Here is a 20,262-nt window from a genome sequence, read left to right as displayed (position 1 = left end):
GGGGCCCTATGGGAGGGGAAGCGGTAGGACTCATTCCGCCCCACATATGTTCGAATTTTGGGGGCAGCGGGCCGCTCCTCTTCAACAACCCGTGGCAGGTTGTGGGCGCCCGGTGACCACTGGGGTCACTGTGGCCACTCTTCCTGTGGGGGGAAGTTGATGCGTTCACGTGCTTCGCGCACGTCTCTTCGGCGTGCCCGCAGATCCACCGTCACCTCTCGCTACACCCTGACCGCGGCCATCACCGCCGTCTCCCTCGTCGTGGCCGGCGCCCCGGCCTTCGCGGCTCCGACATCCGCCGCCGAGCTGCCGCAGGCCACCACGCCGTGGACGACTCCGGGCAAGGCGGCGAGCGCGCCGCCCGTTCCGGCGGGCGTGACCAAGGCACCGGCGTCGGTGCCGGAGGCCGAGCCGTCCGCCGCCGTGGCGGCGTGGCGGGCGGCGCAGAAGGCGCGCGCCACCGGCGACGCGACCGGCACCACCACCACGCGCAGTGCCGCCGCCGCGCCTTCGGCGGTCGCCGCCGCCGAAACCGCCACGTACGTGCCGGAGGGTCAGGGCCAGGTCCCCTGGCACGAGTTCTCGGACACGCGCCTCAGCGATGCGCTCGTGGCGCGGGTGAACCTGTCCAACGGCAACCTGATGCTGGCCGCGACCGACTTCGACATCGCCGGAGTCGGGCAGAAGCTGCAGCTGACACGCACGTACAACTCCCTGGACGCGCCCTGGGGGAAGGTCTCCCAGCGGTGGTGGCAGGGGTACGAGCGGTACGCGCAGATCCTCGACACCGAGGTCGTCGTGTACGACGCGACCGGCGACGCCGTCCGCTTCACCAAGAACGCCGACGGCACGTACACCACGCCGACCGGCTACTCCAAGGACCTGAAGAAGAACGCGGACGGCACGTACACGCTGACCGACCGCAAGTCCGGCTCCAAGGACACGTACAGCGCCTCCGGCACGCTGACGAAGGTCACGGACAAGAACAACGGCACCCTCACCGTCGACCAGCACGACGAGACCGGTGAGCACAAGGGCTTCAAGCTGACCGAGAGCCGTTCGGGCCGGTGGATCGACCTGGTGAAGACCGACGCCTCGCAGTGGCAGGCCAAGGACCACACCGGCCGCACGGCCGTCTTCGACCTCAACCCGGCCGGCGACATCGCCCGCTCGACCGACACCGCCGGGAAGACGACGGCGTTCGAGTACGACTCCTCGCGGCGGGTGACGAAGGTGACCACGCCCGAGGGCACGGTCACGCTGTTCACCTACGACGCGCACAACCGGGTCACCTCGGTGAAGCGGGCGACCGGTACGGATGCCACCGGCCACACCGGGCCGACCTGGCGCTACGACCACTCCGGCGCGACCCCGTCCGACGCGGGCACGACGACGGTGACCGACCCCGACGGCGACAAGACCGTGCACACGCACAACGCCGACAACGAGATCACCAAGGTGACCGACCCGCTGGGCCACGCGCGTTCGAAGTCGTACAAGGGCCATCTGGTCCAGACGGCGACCGATGCGATGGGCACGGGCACCGACGGCACGGGCGCGAACGTCACCACCTACGGGTGGGACGCCCGCAACAACCCCTCCTCCGCCAAGCTGCCCACCGGCGCGACCGCGGCCGTCTCGGCGTACCAGACCATCGCGGGCACCGACCTGCCCCGGGACTTCAGCAGCGCCGACGGGCAGAAGGACGACTTCGCCTACGACACCAACGGCAACACCTTGTCGGTGACCACCACCGGCACCGCGGGCGGTACCCGCTCCTACACGTACAACCCCGCCACGCCGACGTGCGGCGGCTTCGAGGGCCAGCGGTGCACCGCCAAGGACGCCAACGGCAAGGTGACGTCCTTCACGTACGACGCCAAGGGCAACCTGTCCAAGGTGACCCCGCCCGCCCCGCTCGGCGCCGTCACGTACACCTACGACACCCTGGGCCGGGTGGAGACCGTCACCGACGGGCGCGGCATCAAGAGCGTGTACGTCTACGACAGCCGCGACCGCGTCACCAAGGTGTCCTCCACCAACACGACCGTCACCTACACCTACGACGGGGACGGCAACCTCACCTCGCGCACCGACGCCACCGGCGCCACGGTCTGGACCTTCGACAAGCTCAACCGCGAGGCGACCCGCACGCTCCAGCACGGCGCGCAGACGGTCCTCGCCTACACCCCGGGCGGCGAGGTCGACCACTACACCGACCCCAACGGCAAGACCGACTACACCTGGGACGCGGCCGGACGCCTGGACTTCCTGATCGACCCGGCGGGCAAGAAGACCGACTTCGACTACGACAACAACGACAAGCGCACCAAGACCGTCTACCCCGGCGGCACCACCCAGACCGTCACCCTCGACCAGTCCAGCCGCCCCAAGGCCGTCAAGACCACGTCCGGCACCACCACGCTCGTGGACCTGGCCTACACCTACGGCTACACGTCCGGCACGACGGCCAAGGACGGCACCAAGATCCGTACGCGTACGGACAACGCCGCCAAGCTGACCACCAGCTACACCTACGACTCCCAGGGCCGGCTGTCCTACGCCAAGGAAGCCGACGCCGCCGGTGCGCGCAAGGCGTCCTGGCTGTACTGCTACGACAAGGCCGGGAACCTCACGCACTACGACTCCACGGCCGCCACCTGCCCCACCACGCCGACGTACGGCTACAACGACGCCTCGCAGCTCATCTCCGCGGGCGGCTCGACCACGGGGTGGTCCTACGACAAGTCCGGCAACGAACTCGCCGGCGACCCCACCTCCGGCTACGCCCGCTCCGGCGAGACTTGGAGCGACCACAGCCAGCTGAAGACCATCACCACCGGCGGCACCGCCCGCGACGCCTCCCACGCCGGCACCGACAACAGCGAGCGCACCAAGCTCGGCGAGACGTGGTTCCACCACACCGCCTTCGGCCTGACCGGAACCACAACCGCCGGTGCCGACACCGGATTTGTCCGCGAACCCGGGGGCACACTCAACTCCATGCGCACCGGCGGGAAGAGCCACTACTACCTCACCGACGCGACCGGCAACGTCCTCGGCCTCGTCGACGAGACCGGTGCCCGCACCCACACCTACGCCTACAACCCCACCGGCCGCGCCCGCACCACCACCGAAACCATCCCCCAGCCCTACCGCTTCGCCGGCGCCTACGCCGACCCGACGGGCCTCTACAAGATGGGCGCCCGCTACTACGACCCCAACACCAGCCGCTTCACCCAGCCCGACCCCTCGGGCCAGGAGACGAACCCGTACCTCTACGCAGCCGGGGATCCGGTCAACCGGACCGACCCCACGGGGCTCATCTCGTTCGGCAGCATCACGGATGGGCTCGGGTACATCGGGGACGCCTTCGACGTCTACCAGATAGGCAAGGATCTGGCCTCGGGAGACGTGGTGGGCGCAGCACGCGGGTCTGCCGGCCTCGCCGCGGGCTTTGTCGTCGGTGCGGCATGCGAGGCAGCGGTGGGGCCGGCAACGGGTTTCCTCGCCACCGCGGGCTGTGCTGCCGCAGGTGCCAACACAGCCGGCCTCGTCGAATGGGCCCTTTCATGAGCAGCCGGAAGGAGGTGCAACCATGAGGAGCCCCTGGATCAGCTTCACCCTGGCGCTGGTCACCCTGTATCTGGTGATCGCAGTGGTGATGACCGTCACCGGAGCGCCCGCCGGCCAGGCGTGGGGAACCCCCGCGGCCGTCTTGCTCGGTCCGGCGCTCGGGATCGCCTTCGTACGCCGCAAAAAGCTCCAGAACCAGCAGAACCCGGACGGTCGGAACACTTAGATTCCGAGGCGCCCATGAGCCCGCCATCAAAGTGATCGGGCTTCTGCTGAGCCTCACGAACTGAGGTGGGGGAGGAACAGCGCCGGCTGCTCCTCCCCCAGCAACTGCACTGAGTGGGTGTACCCACAACTGCAGGGGGTGAACGATGGATTCGGCAGTCCTGACCGGGACCTCCCTCGCTTCCGGAGGCTACATCTGGATGGTCGTCATCGGTTTCCTCCTGGCGCTCGCGATCATCCTCTACGCCAAGAAGAGGTGAGCCTCGTCGGCAGGCCCTCGACCTGACCGGAACCACCTGGGAAAGGAGAAGCCATGGACCTCGCACGGTCCGGATTCGCGAGTCTGCCCACCGCCTTGGCTGTCGCGGTCCTCGTCATAGGCCTGGTGATCGGCGTACTCCTTATCGTCAGGGGCAGAAAGAGAGGAGGCCGATAATGCTCTCCGACATCGCCGCCGGCGGTGCCGGTTCCGGGAACGCGGCTGTGAGCGTGGTTCTCGGTGCGCTGTTCATCCTGGGCCTGGTGGCGATGGTGATAGCCAAAGGGAGGCGACGTTGAGGCCAGAATTTCTCGTGCAATCACCCCCCGACTCGGATGCGCTGGCCTACAAGGGGCTCGACGGCATCCCCCTCTGGGTGCTGTTCGGAATCGCCGTCCTGGCTTTCGTCATCCTCGGAGTCGTACAGGCCAGGAAAAGGAAGTAGACGGCTGACGCCCCAGCCCCCTACCCGCAGATCACCTGGTCCCCCGTCACCACGCCGAACTCGCCCTGGAAGGCGTTCTCCGCCCGTACCGCCACCACGCCCGTGAAGTTCGCGCCCGCCGTCACCTTCAGCAGGGCGCCCTGGCCCGGGACCGGGCGGAGTTCCGCGCCCGGGAGGGCCGTGGCGAGGGAGCGGGCCGAGCGGTCCCAGCGGGGGTCGAACCAGACGATGGTGCGGTGGACGTCGCGCCGCGCCCAGTTCAGCGGCGTACGGGTCGTGCGGAAGCCGGTCCCCCGCAGCGCCGAGTCGACGCGCGCGCCCAGGCCGTGCACGCGGGTGCCGTTGTAGACCTGCACCCGGATCTGCTGGGGCGAGACCTCCACGAGCTTCTTGCGCACGGAGCTGCGGGCCGCGTACGGCGCGAGCGGCTTGTCCTCGCGCAGCGCCCGGAACAGCTTCTTCGACTTCACCGGGTCCCACCGCACCGTCGAGCCGAGCCCCTTCACCGGGAAGCTCGCCTGCGCGACCGGCACGGACGTGAACTCCGACGACGCCGCCTTGAAGCCGCGCATCGCCTTCGCCAGCGCCAGCATCTCCTCCGTACGGAACCCCTCGTCGGCCCGTACGGAGCTGAGGACCGACCCCACGACCTCCTGGAAGCGCACCGGGTTCAGCAGCACGCCCTCGCTCGTCGCCCGGTCGATCAGCGCCGCCAGGAACCGCTGCTGGCGCTGCATCCGGCCCAGGTCGGAGGCGCCGTCGATATGGCGGGAGCGTACGTACTGCAGCGCCTGGCCGCCGTTGAGCTCGTGCGTGCCGGCGGGCAGGGCGAGGCCGGTGTAGGAGTCCTTCATCGGCTTGGCGGTGCAGATCCGCACCCCGCCGACCGCGTCGACGGTCCGCATGAAGCTGGTGAAGTCGACCTCCAGGTAGTGGTCGACCTTCACGCCGGTCATATGCTCCACGGTCCGTACGGTCAGCTGGGGCCCGCCCTCCGCGTACGCCGCGTTCAGCTTCACCGGGTGCTTGGGGTGCAGCTCACCGGTGCGGGTGTCGGTGTGCTCGGGGATCTCGGCGTACGAGTCGCGGGGCAGCGAGACCGTGCTGGCGCGCTTCCGGTCGGCGGAGATGTGGACGAGCATGATCGTGTCGGTGCAGCGGCACCCGGCGCCGCCCAGCCGGTACCGCTGCTTCTCGGCCGGGGTGATCTTGTCGCGGCCGTCGGTGCCGACGACGAGGATGTTCGTGCCGTGGCCCGACGCGGGGCGGTTCTTCATGTCGCGGAACGGGTCCACCCGGCCGATGCCGGTGTCGAGGCTGGTCACGACGGCGTGGCCGATCCCGCCGACGCCCAGCACCAGCACCGAGAGGGTCGTCACCATCCGCATGCCCCACCGGGGCCGCGGCACCGGCCGCGGCGGCTGCGCCGGCTCCGGCCGTCGCGGTCGCCCGGGCACGGGAGGCCTGGGGCCGGCAGGACGGCGGGGCGGCGTGGGCACGAAGGACACCTCCGCGGGCGTACAGGGGGATCATGAGCACAGTAGGCCCATACGATCAGTGCCCGCCCGCATCGCCCGGGCGGCGCGCACCGGTGTCCCCCGTTCGCGGTAACGTGGCGGGCGATATGAACGCCACGCCTCCGCCCCCGGTTTCCGTGATCATGCCGGTCCTCAATGAGGAGCGGCATCTGCGCACCTCGGTCCGTCACATCCTCGAGCAGGAGTACGACGGCGAGATGGAGGTGGTGATCGCCCTCGGCCCGTCCACGGACCGCACGGACGAGATCGCCGCCGAGCTCGTACGGGAAGACCCCCGCGTCCACACCGTGCCGAACCCCACCGGGCGCACCCCCGCGGCCCTCAACGCCGCGATCAAGGCGTCCCGCCACCCCATCGTGGTGCGCGTCGACGGGCACGGCATGCTCTCGCCGAACTACATCGCGACCGCCGTCCGCCTCCTGGAGGAGACCGGCGCGCAGAACGTCGGCGGCATCATGCACGCCGAGGGCGAGAACGACTGGGAGCACGCGGTCGCCGCCGCCATGACGTCGAAGATCGGCGTGGGCAACGCCGCCTTCCACACCGGCGGCGAGGCGGGCCCCGCCGAGACCGTCTACCTCGGCGTCTTCCGCCGCGAGGCGCTCGAACAGCAGGGCGGCTACAACGAGGAGTTCATCCGCGCCCAGGACTGGGAGCTGAACTTCCGCATCCGCGAGGCCGGCGGCCTGATCTGGTTCTCGCCGGAGCTCAAGGTCAGCTACCGCCCCCGCCCCTCGGTGCGCGCGCTGGCGAAGCAGTACAAGGACTACGGGCGCTGGCGCCACGTCGTCGCCCGCTACCACCAGGGCTCCATCAACCTGCGCTACCTCGCCCCGCCGACGGCCGTCTGCGCCATCGCGGCGGGTGCCGTCGTCGGCGCGACCCTCACCCCGCTGGGCTTCGTCGTCCCCGGCGGCTACCTCGCGGCGATCGTCGCGGGCTCCCTCCCGGCGGGCCGCGGCCTGCCGCTGAAGGCCCGCCTCCAGATCCCGGTGGCGCTGGCGACGATGCACATGTCGTGGGGGTACGGCTTCCTGACCAGCCCGCGCTCGCTGGCGAAGAAGGTCATCGCGAGCCGCCGCCCGGCGGTGCTCGCCCGCTAGTCCCCACAGGACGGTGGTACGGCGAAGGGCCCCAGAGCAGTCGCCCCGGGGCCCTTCGCCGTACCGGCGGGCAGAAAGGCCCTACCAGGTGAAGTTCGGGTCGACCTCCATGCACGTCGTCTTGTCGCCCGCGCTGAGCGGGTTCGCCGACTTCGGGGTCTTGCCCTCCGCCGCGCCCGCCGACTTCGGGTAGGTGTCGCCCTCCCGCCAGTCCGCGCCCACGACGAGCGTGATGCGCGTGACGTCGGCGGACTTCTTCACCGCGGAGGCCGGGATGCCGAGCGCCTTCGCGAGCGCCTGCGCGTCCCCCTCCAGCTCCGCGCTCGGGAACCGTACGAGCGTCTTCTCCTGCGGATTGGTCGCGGAGTCCGCCTTCGCCCGCGTGTAGCCCTTGCCGGACAGCACCCCGGCGATCTCGGTCGCGCGCCCCTTCGACGATCCCAGCTGCGGGGTGTAGGTGCCGTTCTGCACCATCACCTCCGTCTCGCCGACCGGCGCCGCCGGGTCCTTGGAGGCGGCCGGCTTCTTGCGCTTGGACGCCTTGCCGTCCAGCGGGATGTCCTCGCGGATCATCTCGAAGATCTGCTCGGCCTCGCCGGGCTTGGGCTCGACCTTGCCCCGCAGGCGCGTCGAGTAGACGTTGGGCATCGTCGTCATCGTGATGCGCTCGGTGGGGACGCTCTTGAGCTCCTGCCCCAGGTCGTACAGCTTGGTGATGGTGCCGAGGCCCTCGTCCACGGTGAGCGCCTCGGTCGCCGCCTCGGCGAGCTTGCGCAGCTTGTTCGGGTCGGTCAGCTTGGCGTTGGCGCGCAGCTCCCGGACCATCGAGTTCATGTACATGTGCTGGGCGCGCGCCCGGTACAGGTCGCTGCCGTCGCCGAAGCCGTACCGCGTACGCAGCCACTGCAGCGCCTGCTCGCCCTGGATGGGGTGGGTGCCCTTCGGGAGCTTCAGACCGGAGCCCTTGCCGTCCCGCGTACGCGAGTGGATGTTCTTGTCCACGCACACCGGTACGCCGCCGACGGCGTCCGCCATCGACACCACACCCGCGAAGTCGATCATCATGAAGTGGTCGATGGTGATGCCGGTCAGCTCGTACCAGGTGGCCACCGTGCAACCGGGGCCGCCGCGGCCGAGCGACTCGTTCGTCTGCGCCCACTGCCGCGCCGGGTACACCTTGCCGGTCTCGGGGTCGGTGCACTCCGGGATCTTCAGCATGGTGTCGCGCGGCATGCTGATCACGGAGACGTTGCTGCGGTCGGCGGAGAGGTGGATGAGCATCTGCACGTCGGCGAGCGGGGGGCTGTTGAAGGTGTCCCTGGCACCGCCCAGCGCCTGGTTCTCCTTGGAGTCGCGGGCGTCCGAGCCGATGAGCAGGATGTTGAGCGGGGTCTGGCCCGCGGCGTTCACCTTGTGCTCGGCCATCTTGTTCTTGCCGAGGTTGAGCTTGTCCTTCTTGATGTTGCTGTTGAGGTGCTCGTAGTACACGTAACCGGCCCCGGCCGTGCCGAGTATCAGCAGCGCCAGCACGGCGGCCACCCAGCGCCCGACGCGCCGCTTCCCCGTCTTCTTGCCCTGCTTGGCGGCAGGGGAGGGCCCGGGCGCACCGCCGCCGTCGCCGGCGGGCGCCTTCTTCCTCGTTCCGTCCTCCTCGTAGAGGCTGTCGTCCCATCCGAGGTCACGGGCGTGCGGTACGCGGTGTCGTGTCCCCTCCCCGCGTACGCGGCTCTGTCCCACCCCAGGTCCCCCTGTCACGTCAGGTACGCGTCACTGCGCGCATACCTGCTTGTCCGCCTCTACCTTCTCCACGTCCGGCACCGTCGTCGGAGCGGCGATGGGCACCCCTGCGCCCTTGAAGTCGCCGCCGAGCGTCAGCACCATCGCCTGGAGCCCCTGCGCGTCCTGCGTCCCCTGCTTCAGCGCCGAGGCGGGCAGACCCATCAAGTCCGCGAGCTTACGGGCCTGATCGGCCTGGTTCGGCGCGAACTCCAGTGTCGTCTTGGCGATCTTCTCAGGCGCGTTGCTCTTGTTCGTCGACTTGAGCACGCCCTGGTCGTTCTGCAGCCAGAGCAGCGTCGACTGCGCGGCACCGACGGTCTCGCTGCCGTTGTAGACGTCGACGCGTACGTCGGCGGCCTCGGCCCGGGGGCCCTTGAGCAGCGCGGCCTGCTTGCTCTTGGCCTCCGCCGCCTTCTCCTTCTCCTTCTTCTTCACCTCGGTGAAGGAGACGTCGTTCTGCAGCATGCGGAAGACGTCGGGTGCCTTGCTCTCGTCGAGGACCACGGTCGCCTTCACCGTCTCCCTCGGGTTGTCCTTCACCGGGACCGTCATGAACGAGATGTTCTTGAGGTTGATCCCGCCGAGCTCCTTGGCGAGGGTGGTCAGCTTCGGGATGTCACCGATGCCGCTGTCCACCGTGAGCGCCTTGGTCGCCGCGTCCGCGAGGTCCAGCATCTTCTTCGGGCTGCCGAGGGTGTCCTCCTTCATCTTCCGGATCATCGACGCGACGAACTGCTGCTGCATCTTGATCCGGTCGAGGTCGCTCTCGTTGCCGAGCCCGTGCCGGTTGCGGAGGAAGGCGAGGGCCTGCTCGCCCTGGAGGGAGTGCTTTCCGGCCGGCAGGTCCAGCTGGGAGTAGTCCTTGTCCTTGATGGGCTTCGTCAGACAGACGTCCACGCCGCCGATCGCGGTGGTGAGCGTCTTGACCGCGTTGAAGTCGGCCATCATGAAGTGGTCGATCGGCACCCCGGTGATCTGCTTCACCGTACGCATCGTGCAGCCCGGGTCCCGGCCGTTCACGCCGTAACTCTCGTTGAACTTCGTGTCCGGCGACCCCGGGATCACCTTGGTCGAGCCGTCCGGCTGCTTCGTGGGGCAGTCCGGGATGTCGATCTTCAGGTCGCGGGGGATGCTTATCGCGGTCGCGTTGGTGCGGTCCTCGGAGACGTGGAAGAGGAACGTCGTATCGGCGTGACCGGTGGTGTTCTCCCGGTTGCCGTAGCTCTCGTTGCCCTCGCCGGTGCGTACGTCGGACCCGATGAGCAGGATGTTGATCGGCCCGTCCTTCAGGGAGCCGCCGTTGGCCGCGTCCCCGACGTCCACCGTGTTGAGGTTGCCGTTGAGGCGGTCGTAGATGAGGTACGCGCCGACCGACGCTCCGACGACCACGACGCCCATGACGCCCGCCGTCCACAGCAGCGCCTTCTTCTTGCCGGACTGCTTCTGCTTGCGCTTGCGGCGGCCGCTGCCACCGCCGCCGTCCGCGGCGTTGGCGCTGCGCCGGCCTCGCTGGCCCGGAACCGAACGGCCGGGGGCGGTTGCCGGGGCCGCAGCCGGGGAAGTGGAGGAGGAGCCACCACGGGAGCCACGGGCGTCACGAGTGCCACGGGTGCTGCCGGAGCCACGCGAAACACGCGAGCCACGGGGCTGGGCCACCTTGGCTTGCTCTGTGGATTCGCCCAGTCGCAGTTCGTAGTTGCCGGTGTCGGGGTTGAGTACCCACTGGTCTGCGGGGTCGATGTCGTCCACCCGCCCACGGCTCTGCGCATCCACGGTTGCTTGAGTCCTCCGTCGGTGCCACTCGAGACGCCCCTCCCCCGGAAAGGAGACGCTCGGCTCGAAAAACCGGTTGTGCGCGACCTCGCGGTCTGTCTCACCCACCGGATCGCGTCACACTATCCGCTCAGTTCAGCGCCGGGCGACGCCCGTGACAAATTCCACGGCCCTTACAACCGGGCATTCCGCCCAATCGTCATAGACCGCCGCCCCCGTTGGCCCCACTTTTGCCCACTCCCTTGCCTGTTCTTTGCCCACAGGCCCCGGTGGCCGCGTTCGTCCCCGTGAAGGTCGGCGTCGCGGACGCGCTCGACGACTCGTCTTCGTCCCCGTCGGACTGCCCACGGCTCGGCCGCCGGTCGGCGGGGACCACCGTCACCGGCGCGTCGTCCCGCAGCCGCTTGAAGAGGGTGCCGGCCTTCGGCTGGACGAGCATGTCCCGGTTCGGGTCACCGCTGTACGGCTGCCGCGGCACGGTCAGGAACTGCACCTTCTCGGTCGGTACGCTCCGCAGGGCCCGCGCCAGGTCGTACAGGTCCTTCAGGGAGTCCAGCCCCGGGTCGGTCGTGACCGACTTGGTGGCGGCGTCCAGCACCGGGTAGAGCCGCGCCGGATTGAGCAGGACACCATTGCTCTGCACCTTGTTGACCAGGGCCCCAAGGAACTGCTGCTGACGGTCCATGCGTTCGGTGTCGCTGCCGTTGCCGAGCGATTTGCGGGCCCGTACGTAGCCGAGGGCCTGCTCGCCGTGGAGCGTCCGGGCGCCGGGCTTCAGCTTGATGCGGGCGTCCGGGTCGTCGATCGGCTCCGTGACGCAGACGCGTACGCCGCCGACGGCGTCCACCATGTCCTTGAACCCGCGGAAGTCGATCACCATGTGGTGGTCGATGCGGATGCCGGTCATCTTCTCGACGGTGCGGATCGTGCATGCCGTACCGCCGAGCTGGTACGCCCAGTTGAACTGCGCGAACTGCGGCCGCGTGCGCGTACCGTCCCGCTTGCCGCAGGCGGGGATGTCCACCATGAGGTCGCGCGGGAGCGAAACGGCGGTCACCCCCCGCCCGTTGGCCGCCAGGTGCAGCAGGATCGTGGTGTCGGAGCGCTGGCCGTCCTCGTCGTTGCCGTACTCGTCGTTGCCGTCACCGGCGCGGGTGTCGGAGCCGATGAGCAGGATGTTGCGCGCCCCGCGCACGAGGGAGGAGGGCCGCTCCCGCTCGTACCGCTCCAGCTCGGCGGCGGCGGAGGTGTCGGTGGTGATGTTGCCGTCCAGCTTCTGGTAGAGCCACCAGCCGCCCCCGGCCGCCCCCAGCACCAGGAGCGCGGCCCCGAAGGCGCCGCAGCGCAACCAGCGGCGGGCGGGGCTCCCGGCGGGGGGCGGCGGCGCGGCGGGTGGGGTGGAAGCGGCGGAGGTGACCGGTGCGGCAGCGGCGCGCGGGCGCTTCTTCCTGCGCTTCTTCGACGGGGCACTGGCACGCGGCGGCTCGGATCCGCCCCGGCGGGGCGGTTCGGCGGGCGTGCCAGTGCTGTCCGTCACGTCGTGGTCCGTCCTTCGTGCCGTCGGGCCGATCGATGGAGGATCGAGGTGGCTCGCGGTGGCTCGCGGTGGAGCGAGGTGGAGCGAGTTCCTCTGTGACGATCATCCATCGGAGTCGGCTCCGGGACCCGGGGGAGCGGGCGCACCGTGCGCCGGACGGGTGCACTTCCGGCGTATTCGGAAGGAATCCGCAGATCCGGCGTACGCGGTGGGTCAGAGGGCGCGGTGGGTCAGAGCGCGCGGTGCGTGATGCGCTCGCTCTCGACGCGCTTCTCCAGCGCGTCCGCCGCCAACCGGTCGAGGTTGCGGCACAGCACGACCGACGCGCCCGCCGCCAGCGGCGCGTACAGCCCCGCCGACACGCCCTCCCAGGTGTCGTACCCGAGTCCGGACAACAGCCGGGACCCCGCCCGCAGCCCGAGCTGCCGCGCGTCGGCGAGCGCCCGCTCCACGATGTCGCTGCCCGTCAGCTCCGCGCCGGCGACGGTCAGCGCGGGCGCGTCCGCGTCGACGGGCGCGTACGGACGGAAGACGTCGCCCTGCGTCGGGACCTCGACGGCGTAGTCGTCGTACCCCTCCGGCGCCGTCGGGAAGCGGCGGCCGAGCGGGGCCAGGGACAGCGCGAGCCGCTCGCCGCGGCAGGCGCGCCCGTCGTCGAGCCGGTCGGGCCCGGCGACCACGTGGTCGGCGGCGGCGGGGTCGCCGTCCAGATCGGCGACGACGCCGACCGACGCGCAGGCGAGCAGCCACACCGCGGTCTGCCAGTGCGCGGGCAGCAGCAGTGCGACGCGCTCACCGGGCTCGGCGGAGAGGCCGTCCTGGAGGAGGTTGGATGTCTTGGCCACCCAATTGGCGAAGGTGGCGACGGACAATTCGACGCGCTCACCGGTGGCGTCGTCGTAGTACGTGACCAAGGGGCGTGCCGGGTCCGCGGCGAGCGCGGAACGCAGCAGGTCGGCGGGGGTACGGTCGCTTGCGTTCACCCGCGTTAGCGTACGCGCGCGGCACCCGCGTGTGCGGCCGTCCCGGTGACACCGTCCACCGTCCGGACCGATGGCCCGTCACATTTCAGGGCGTTTCCCCGAGAAGCGCATCACGCCGGGAATGTCCACGATCGGCTCATGCGTGCCTTCCTTGCATCCTCGATCGGCGTCGCGTGCGCCGCCGCCGCCCTCGTACTGCCCCCGCTGTCGGGCGACGCCCGCGCCGACGACGCGTCCCTGCCCGGCTCCACCCAGTCCCTCCCCCTGGCGCCCCTCACCGCCGAACGGGCCCCGGGCGTGCCCCAGCAAGGGCTGCTGAAACGGGCCGTAAAGCCGTTCTCGCTGGTCGGCGTGGTCTGGGACGACCCCGACGACGAACTGCACGGCACCGTCCAGGTCCGCACCCGGACCACCGCCACCGGGCAGTGGTCCGGCTGGCAGGCGGTGGAGACGCACAACCACGCCCACGCCGCCGACCTCGGCACACCCGAGCGCGAGGCGGCCTCGGTCCGCGGTTCCACCGCGCCGCTGTGGGTGGGCGACTCGGACGGCGTGGAGGTCCGCGTACGGTCCGAGGCGCCCCGCGCCGGCGGTTCGGCGGCGCCGCTGCCGAGGGGTCTGCGCATCGAGCTCGTCGACCCGGGCGACGACCCGCCGCCCGCCCCGCCCGCCCCGGCCCCCGGCCCGGAGAACCCCGGCACCGGTACGGGAACGGGCACGGGCACCACCCCGAACCCCGGCACCACCCCGAACCCCGGCACCGGCACCGGCACGGGCACAGACACCGGAACGCCCACCACCGACACCGGCACGGGCGCCGGCACAGCCAACGGCGCCGACCCCAACCAGGACCAGACCTCCGGCTCCGCCCTCACCCCCGAAGAGGCCGCCAGCTCCGCCGTCAACGCCGACCTCGCCGCCATCGGCGCCCTCGAAATCCCCGAGCTCACCAAGGAGGAGACCGAGGCGAGCCTCGACACCGGAACCGACGCCGACGTCGTGGCGAAGCCGTTCATCGGCCCGCGCCCCCGCATCATCACCCGCAAGGGCTGGGGCGCCGACGAGAAGCTGCGCGAACGCGACTTCGTCTACACCAAGTCCGTCCAGGCGGCGTTCCTGCACCACAGCGCCACCGGCAACAACTACACCTGCAAGGAGGCGCCCTCCGTCCTCCGCAGTATCTACCGCTACCACGTCGTGAGCAGCGGCTGGCGTGACATCGGCTACAACTTCGCCGTCGACAAGTGCGGAAACATCTACGAAGGCCGGGCGGGAGGCGTGGCCAAGCCGGTGATGGGCGCGCACACCCTGGGCTTCAACAGCAACAGCATGGGCATCGCCGTGCTCGGCACGTACAGTTCCAGCACGCCGCCCGCCGCATCGGTGACGGCCATCGCACGGCTCACGGCGTGGAAGCTCGGCCTGCACGGCAAGGACCCACGGGCCAAGACGACACTGACGTCCGGCGGCGGAAACCTCTACCCGAAGGGAACCAAAGTCAAGCTGAACGTCATCTCCGGGCACAGAGACGGGTTCTCGACCGACTGCCCGGGTGACCGCCTCTACGGCAAGCTCGGCACGGCCCGGGCCTCGTCGGCCAAGTACCAGGGCCGCTGACGAACCGGGGACGGCTGTACCGAACGGTCTGCATACACTGTCCGGTCGTATCGGTCATATGACCGGTGTCCCCTCCATCGACCGGCCCCAGCAGGAAGCAGAGACGACTGGTGACAGAAGCGATCCTCCTGGTCGGTGGCAAAGGAACCCGGCTTCGGCCGATGACCGTCCACACACCCAAGCCGATGGTCCCGGCGGCCGGCGTGCCGTTCCTCACGCACCAGCTGGCCCGCGCGCGGGCGGCCGGCGTCGAGCACATCGTGCTGGCGACCTCGTACCTCGCCGAGGTGTTCGAGCCGTACTTCGGCGACGGCTCGTCGCTCGGCCTGCACATCGAGTACGTCACCGAACGGGAGCCGCTCGGCACGGGCGGAGCCATCCGCAACGTCGCCTCGCGCCTCCACTCGGGGCCGGACGAGCCGGTCCTCATCTTCAACGGCGACATCCTGACGGGCCTGGACATCCGGGCGCTGGTGGACACCCACCGGTCGTCGGGCGCGGACATCTCGCTGCACCTCACCCGCGTCGAGGACCCGCGCGCCTTCGGGCTCGTACCGACCGACCCGACCGGGCGCGTCACGGCCTTCCTGGAGAAGCCGCAGACGCCCGAGGAAATCGTCACGGACCAGATCAACGCGGGCGCGTACGTCTTCCGGCGCTCCGTCATCGACACCATCCCGACCGGGCGTCCCGTCTCGGTCGAGCGCGAGACCTTCCCGGACCTGCTGGCGGAGGGCGCGCACCTCCAGGGCATGGTGGACAGCACGTACTGGCTGGACCTCGGCACCCCGCAGGCGTTCGTGCGCGGCTCCGCCGACCTGGTGCTGGGGCGCGCCCCGTCGCCGGCCGTGCCGGGCCGCTGCGGCGACCGGCTGGTGCTGCCGACGGCGACGGTCGCCACGGACGCCAAGCTGACCGGCGGCACCGTCATCGGCGCGGGCGCGACGGTCGGGGCGGGCGCCCGGATCGACGGCAGCGCGGTGCTGGACGGCGCGGTCGTGGAGGACGGCGCGGTCGTCACGGACTCGCTGATCGGCGAGGGCGCGCGGATCGGTGCGCGCACGGTGCTGCACGGCGCGGTCATCGGCGACGGCGCGCACGTGGGCGCGGACAACGAGCTGCGCGACGGCGTACGGGTGTGGTGCGCGGCACACATCCCGGACGGTTCCATCCGCTTCTCGTCCGACCAGTAGCTTCTCGTCCGACCAGTAGCGGCGGCCGGGGGGCTAGTCTCGAAGGGCACCCAACCCCCGAAGGACTCTCCCCGTGGCCGGCCGATACGCCCCCCGCCCGCGCAGCCCGATCCCCGCCCAGGCGTCCGGCCCGCGCTCCATCGCCCGGACGCGTACCTGGACACCGCCGTGGCCGCTGGACGTGCCGCTGGTGCTGTCCCCCCTGCGGCGGGGCCCGGGCGACCCGACGTTCCGTACGTCACCGGACGGCGCGGTCTGGCGGGCCAGCCGCACCCCGGCGGGCCCCGGCACGCTGAGGGTCGCGGTACGGGGCGGCCGCGTGGAGGCGGAGGCGTGGGGCCCGGGCGCGGACTGGTTCCTCGACGGCCTCCCGTCGCTCCTCGGCGCCGACGACGACCCGTCGCTCTTCACCCCCAGGCACCGCCTCCTCGCCGCGACGCTCCGCCGCCGCCCGGGCCTGCGGCTGGGCCGCTCCGGCCTGGTCCTGGAGTCGCTGATCCCGTCGATCCTGGAGCAGAAGGTCACCACGGACGAGGCGTACGGCTCCTGGCGTGTCCTGGTCCGCCGCTTCGGCGAGCCGGCCCCGGGCCCGAACGACCGGCTGTACGTCATGCCGGAGCCCCGCACCTGGGCGCTCATCCCGTCCTGGGAGTGGCACCGCGCGAACGTCGACGCCAAGCGCTCCGCCACCATCCTGCGCGCGGCCCGCGTGGCCCGCCGCCTGGAGGAAGCGGCGACCATGCCCCCCGACCAGGCCCGGCAGCGCCTCGAACTGATCCCGGGCATCGGCCCCTGGACCTCCGCCGAGGTCGTCCAACGCACCAACGGCGCCCCCGACGCGGTCACGGTGGGCGACTACCACCTCCCGAGCATCGTGGGCCACGCCCTGGCGGACAACCGCGCCGCCGACGACGCGGCCATGCTGGAACTGCTCACCCCTTACGCCGGCCAACGCCACCGCGCCACCCGCCTCATCCTCCTGAGCGGCCACACCCCACCACGCCGCGCCCCCAAGATGACGCCGAGGAACATCACGACACTGTGAGACGGGGGGCCTGCGGCCTCACCGGGCCGCGCCCCTACGCGGCGCGAAGCTGCCGCGCACGGCGGCCGTGGGGCCGTGGGGGCGTGGGGGAACAGCCCGCGCAGCGGAGCCTCACCGCACCTCCACGAACGCCCCCACCTCCCGCTCCCCCCGCTCCCGCGGCACCCCCGCCGCCCGCCCGACAGCCACCGCCCCCATCGGATCCCACGCCCCCGGCAACCCCAGCACCTCCCGCACCACCTCACGGCAGAACATCGTCGACGACACCCACGCCGACCCCAGCCCCTCACCCGCCAACGCGACGAGGAAGTTCTGCACGCCCGCCCCCGCCGCGACCACGAACATCTCGCGCTCCGCCGCGTCCCGCCGCGCGTCGCCGTACGTATGGGCGCCGTCCGTCACGAGGCACGGCACCACCAGGTACGGCGCCCGGCGCAGCACGTCACCGCGCCGCACCCGCCGGGCTATCGCCTCCTCGCCGAGGCCGTCCGCGCGCAGGTCCGCGACCCACGCGTCCCGCATCGCGTCCAGCAGCCGCAGCCGCGACTCGGCCGACTCCAGCAGGACGAAGCGCCACGGCGTGGTGTGATGCGGCGCGGGCGCCGTCAGGGCCGCGGCGACCGCACGCCGCACGGCGCCCGGGTCCACGGGGGCGTCCGTGAACTCCCGCACCGTGCGCCGAAGCGTCACCGCCTCCCGTACCGCCTCGGACGTGCCGAGCCGGAACATGTCGCTTTCGGCGTCCCGCACCAGCGCCCGCGCACCGTCAGCCGCATCGCCCACCAGGTGCGGCAGCCCGCGCACCACCGCGACCGGCAGCCCCGCCGCCTTGCCCTTCACCAGGTCACCCGCCGCGGCGAGTTCGTCGGCGCTGGCGACGACCGTCGCCACCAGCGGATTGCCGTACGCATCGGTGCCGCCGCGCAGGTCGTCCAGCACCCGCACCCCCGCCGCGCCGATCGCGACGTCGGTCAGCCCGCTGCGCCAGGGCCGGCCGAAGGTGTCGGTGACGACGACACCCACGTCGACCCCGAGTGCGTCCCGCAGCCCGTCCCGGATGGCCCGCGCCGACGCGTCCGGGTCCTCGGGCAGCAACAGCACCGTCCCGGCGGGCGTGTTGGACGCGTCGACGCCCGCCGCGGCCATGACGAGCCCCTGCCGGTTCTGCACGATCCGCAGGGTGCCGCGCCGCGCCACCACCCGTACCGTCTCGGCGTCGATCGCGGCCTCACGGTCCTCGGCGGTGACGACCCGCCCCTCCGCCTTGGAGACGATCTTCGACGTGACGATCACCACGTCCCCGTCGGCCAGCCCCGGCTCCGCCGCCGCGATCAGCCCGGCGAGGTCGTCCCCCCGCCGGACCTCCGGCAGCCCCGGAACGGCCCACACCCGATACGACGACGCCGAGGACGACGACGAGGGCGTCACGCTCACGCCCGCACCTCCTCGGCGAGGTCCAGCGCCTCACGCGCCATCCGCGCCGCCGCGTTCACGTCGGTCATCATCAGCGGCACCGCCCGGCAGCGGATCCCCGCCGCCTCGACCTCCGCGACCGCGCCCGCGTCCACGGTGTCGACGAGCCAGCCGTCGAGCAGCCCGGAGCCGTAGTGCTCGGCGACCGCCGCGGCCGTCGCCTCGACACCCACCGCCGCCAGCACCTTGTCGGCCATGCCGCGCACGGGCGCGCCCCCGACGATGGGGGAGAGGCCCACGACCGGCACGCCCGCGTCGGCGATGGCCTCGCGGATGCCGGGCACGGCGAGGATGGTGCCGATGGAGACGACCGGGTTGGACGGCGGGAAGAGCACCACGTCGGCCTCCCCGATGGCGTCCAGCACCCCGGGCGCCGGCTTGGCCTGCTCGGCGCCGACGGGCACGATCGCCTGCGCGTCGACGGAGGCGCGCAGCTTCACCCAGTACTCCTGGAAGTGGACCGCCTTGCGCTGTCCGTCGACCTCGACGGCGACATGGGTCTCGACCCGGTCGTCGGACATCGGCAGCAGCCGCACGCCCGGCTGCCACCGCGCGCACAGCGCCTCGGTGACGGCGCTCAGCGGATAGCCGGCGCCGAGCATCTGCGTCCGCACGATGTGCGTCGCGAAGTCGCGGTCGCCGAGCCCGAACCACTCGGGGCCCACCCCGTACGCGGCGAGCTCGTCCTTGACCGTGAAGGTCTCGTCCGCCCGCCCCCAGCCCTGCTCTTCGTTGATGCCACCGCCCAGGGTGTACATCACCGTGTCGAGGTCGGGGCAGACCTTCAGCCCGAACAGATGGATGTCGTCACCGGTGTTGCCGACGACCGTGATGTCCGCGTCCGGCGCGGCCTGCTTGAGGCCGCGCAGGAAACGGGCACCGCCGATGCCGCCGGCCAGAGCCACAATGCGCATGCACAGCAGTCTGTCAGGCGGGTACGACACCCCGTGTCGCCGGGGAGCACGACCGGCTCGCCTGCGGCGCACGCATCGGCATCTCGGTCAGACCCGGGTAGTAGACGTGCAGGCTGACGGCCGGTTCGAGCGAGTCGTTGACGACCTCGTGCGCGTACCCGGGCGCGAAAATCCGCTGCGCGCCCTGCGACAGCTTCCGCGCGCCCCCCTCCGCGCGCTCCGTACGCTCCGTCAGTTCGCCCGCCAGGACGGTCAGTACGCCGGAGGAGCCGCCGTGGTCGTGGAGCCCGGTGCCCTGCCCGGGCACCCAGGACAGGAGCCACACCTCGTACCCGGGCCCGGTGCGGAGCCGGTGGTACCAGCGGGTCGTGGCGTCGTACCGGACGAGCGGCTCCCACTGCGCGCGGTCGGCGGCGATGGAGCGGGCGAGCCCGGCGAACTCGGCCACGGTGGAGGGGTGGGCCTTGGCGGGCTGGAGCAGGTGCTGGACGGCGAGGATGTCGCCGGCGATCTGGAGGTCGCTGTCGCTGTTCATGGAGTGGGGTGGTCCCTCGGCATAAAGAAGCGGTACGCAAAGACGGCGGAGCACGCGCGAGAACGCGGGGGAGAAGGCAGTGGCTGGAGCGCTACGGCATCAACAGCAACAGGAACGGCGACAGCGACAGAGCGCGCTCAGGCGCGTCGGGGCAGCGCTGCGGAGCCCACGGGCGTGGGTCGCGGAAGGCGCTGTGGTCGCTGGCATGCGTCAAAGGTGACCGGCCCGATATCCCTCTGTCAACCCAATGCCCGGTTTGGGTGCAAT

General features: G+C 71.2%; 15 protein-coding genes. 7 read left to right on the top strand and 8 right to left on the bottom strand.

From position 1 onward, the window contains the following. Window positions 1-159 precede the first annotated feature (159 nt). From ACZ42X_RS14610 to ACZ42X_RS14600, 3 genes are all read left to right on the top strand, one after another. Window positions 160-3,576 (top strand): RHS repeat-associated core domain-containing protein, encoded by a 3,417-nt coding sequence (locus ACZ42X_RS14610; protein WP_468288890.1) that lies wholly within the window; start codon window positions 160-162, stop codon window positions 3,574-3,576. Between the two features lie 22 nt (window positions 3,577-3,598). Further along, the gene (locus ACZ42X_RS14605) at window positions 3,599-3,802 is read left to right on the top strand and encodes a hypothetical protein (RefSeq protein ID WP_468288887.1); all 204 of its coding nucleotides are present in this window, start codon (window positions 3,599-3,601) and stop codon (window positions 3,800-3,802) included. Window positions 3,803-4,236: 434 nt separating this feature from the next. After that, window positions 4,237-4,359, top strand: coding sequence for a hypothetical protein (locus tag ACZ42X_RS14600; RefSeq protein ID WP_468288884.1), 123 nt, complete (start codon window positions 4,237-4,239; stop codon window positions 4,357-4,359). A 166-nt stretch (window positions 4,360-4,525) separates the two neighbouring features. On the opposite strand, the gene ACZ42X_RS14595 is transcribed toward ACZ42X_RS14600, so the two are convergent. Beyond that, entirely contained in the window at window positions 4,526-6,004 is a 1,479-nt protein-coding gene (locus tag ACZ42X_RS14595; RefSeq protein ID WP_468288882.1) for an LCP family protein, read from the bottom strand. Window positions 6,005-6,129: 125 nt separating this feature from the next. Here ACZ42X_RS14595 and ACZ42X_RS14590 point away from each other — a divergent pair, with 125 nt between their 5' ends. Continuing rightward, window positions 6,130-7,146, top strand: a complete 1,017-nt coding sequence (locus ACZ42X_RS14590; RefSeq protein WP_468288879.1) for a glycosyltransferase family 2 protein — start codon at window positions 6,130-6,132, stop codon at window positions 7,144-7,146. Window positions 7,147-7,227: 81 nt separating this feature from the next. Here the strand turns inward: ACZ42X_RS14590 and ACZ42X_RS14585 are convergent, their stop codons facing one another. From ACZ42X_RS14585 to ACZ42X_RS14570, 4 genes are all read right to left on the bottom strand, one after another. After that, window positions 7,228-8,883 carry an LCP family protein gene (locus ACZ42X_RS14585; protein ID WP_468288876.1) on the bottom strand — a complete coding sequence of 552 codons (1,656 nt, stop codon included), beginning with the start codon at window positions 8,881-8,883 and terminating at the stop codon, window positions 7,228-7,230. 30 nt (window positions 8,884-8,913) lie between these two features. Continuing rightward, on the bottom strand, window positions 8,914-10,698 hold the full coding sequence (locus ACZ42X_RS14580) for an LCP family protein (protein WP_468288873.1): 1,785 nt from the start codon (window positions 10,696-10,698) through the stop codon (window positions 8,914-8,916). A 199-nt stretch (window positions 10,699-10,897) separates the two neighbouring features. Beyond that, window positions 10,898-12,235, bottom strand: a complete 1,338-nt coding sequence (locus ACZ42X_RS14575) for an LCP family protein (RefSeq protein ID WP_468288870.1) — start codon at window positions 12,233-12,235, stop codon at window positions 10,898-10,900. A gap of 230 nt (window positions 12,236-12,465) precedes the next feature. Further along, complete coding sequence (locus ACZ42X_RS14570; protein WP_468288867.1) at window positions 12,466-13,218, bottom strand: TIGR03089 family protein; 753 nt, start codon at window positions 13,216-13,218, stop codon at window positions 12,466-12,468. 138 nt (window positions 13,219-13,356) lie between these two features. On the opposite strand from ACZ42X_RS14570, the gene ACZ42X_RS14565 reads away from it, so the two are divergent. The 3 genes from ACZ42X_RS14565 (at window position 13,357) to ACZ42X_RS14555 (ending at window position 17,073) form a co-directional block, all read left to right on the top strand. Then, window positions 13,357-14,835: a peptidoglycan recognition protein family protein gene (locus ACZ42X_RS14565; RefSeq protein WP_468288864.1), complete on the top strand. Its 1,479-nt coding sequence runs from the start codon at window positions 13,357-13,359 to the stop codon at window positions 14,833-14,835. Window positions 14,836-14,945: 110 nt separating this feature from the next. Beyond that, the gene (manB, locus tag ACZ42X_RS14560) at window positions 14,946-16,028 is read left to right on the top strand and encodes a mannose-1-phosphate guanylyltransferase (RefSeq protein WP_468288861.1); all 1,083 of its coding nucleotides are present in this window, start codon (window positions 14,946-14,948) and stop codon (window positions 16,026-16,028) included. Window positions 16,029-16,101: 73 nt separating this feature from the next. Further along, window positions 16,102-17,073 (top strand): DNA-3-methyladenine glycosylase family protein, encoded by a 972-nt coding sequence (locus tag ACZ42X_RS14555; RefSeq protein WP_468288858.1) that lies wholly within the window; start codon window positions 16,102-16,104, stop codon window positions 17,071-17,073. A 111-nt stretch (window positions 17,074-17,184) separates the two neighbouring features. On the opposite strand, the gene ACZ42X_RS14550 is transcribed toward ACZ42X_RS14555, so the two are convergent. The 3 genes from ACZ42X_RS14550 to ACZ42X_RS14540 are packed head-to-tail and all read right to left on the bottom strand — an operon-like array spanning window position 17,185 to window position 19,995. Continuing rightward, complete coding sequence (locus ACZ42X_RS14550) at window positions 17,185-18,507, bottom strand: coenzyme F420-0:L-glutamate ligase (protein ID WP_468288855.1); 1,323 nt, start codon at window positions 18,505-18,507, stop codon at window positions 17,185-17,187. Next, entirely contained in the window at window positions 18,504-19,460 is a 957-nt protein-coding gene (cofD, locus tag ACZ42X_RS14545) for a 2-phospho-L-lactate transferase (protein WP_468288852.1), read from the bottom strand. The genes ACZ42X_RS14550 and cofD overlap by 4 nt, the downstream gene beginning before the upstream one ends. A gap of 13 nt (window positions 19,461-19,473) precedes the next feature. Then, window positions 19,474-19,995 (bottom strand): cysteine dioxygenase, encoded by a 522-nt coding sequence (locus ACZ42X_RS14540; protein ID WP_468288849.1) that lies wholly within the window; start codon window positions 19,993-19,995, stop codon window positions 19,474-19,476. Between the last annotated feature and the right edge of the window lie 267 nt (window positions 19,996-20,262).

It is taken from the genome of Streptomyces sp. NPDC030862 (genome assembly GCF_055571835.1).
This window is presented reverse-complemented; position numbering and strand designations above follow the sequence as displayed.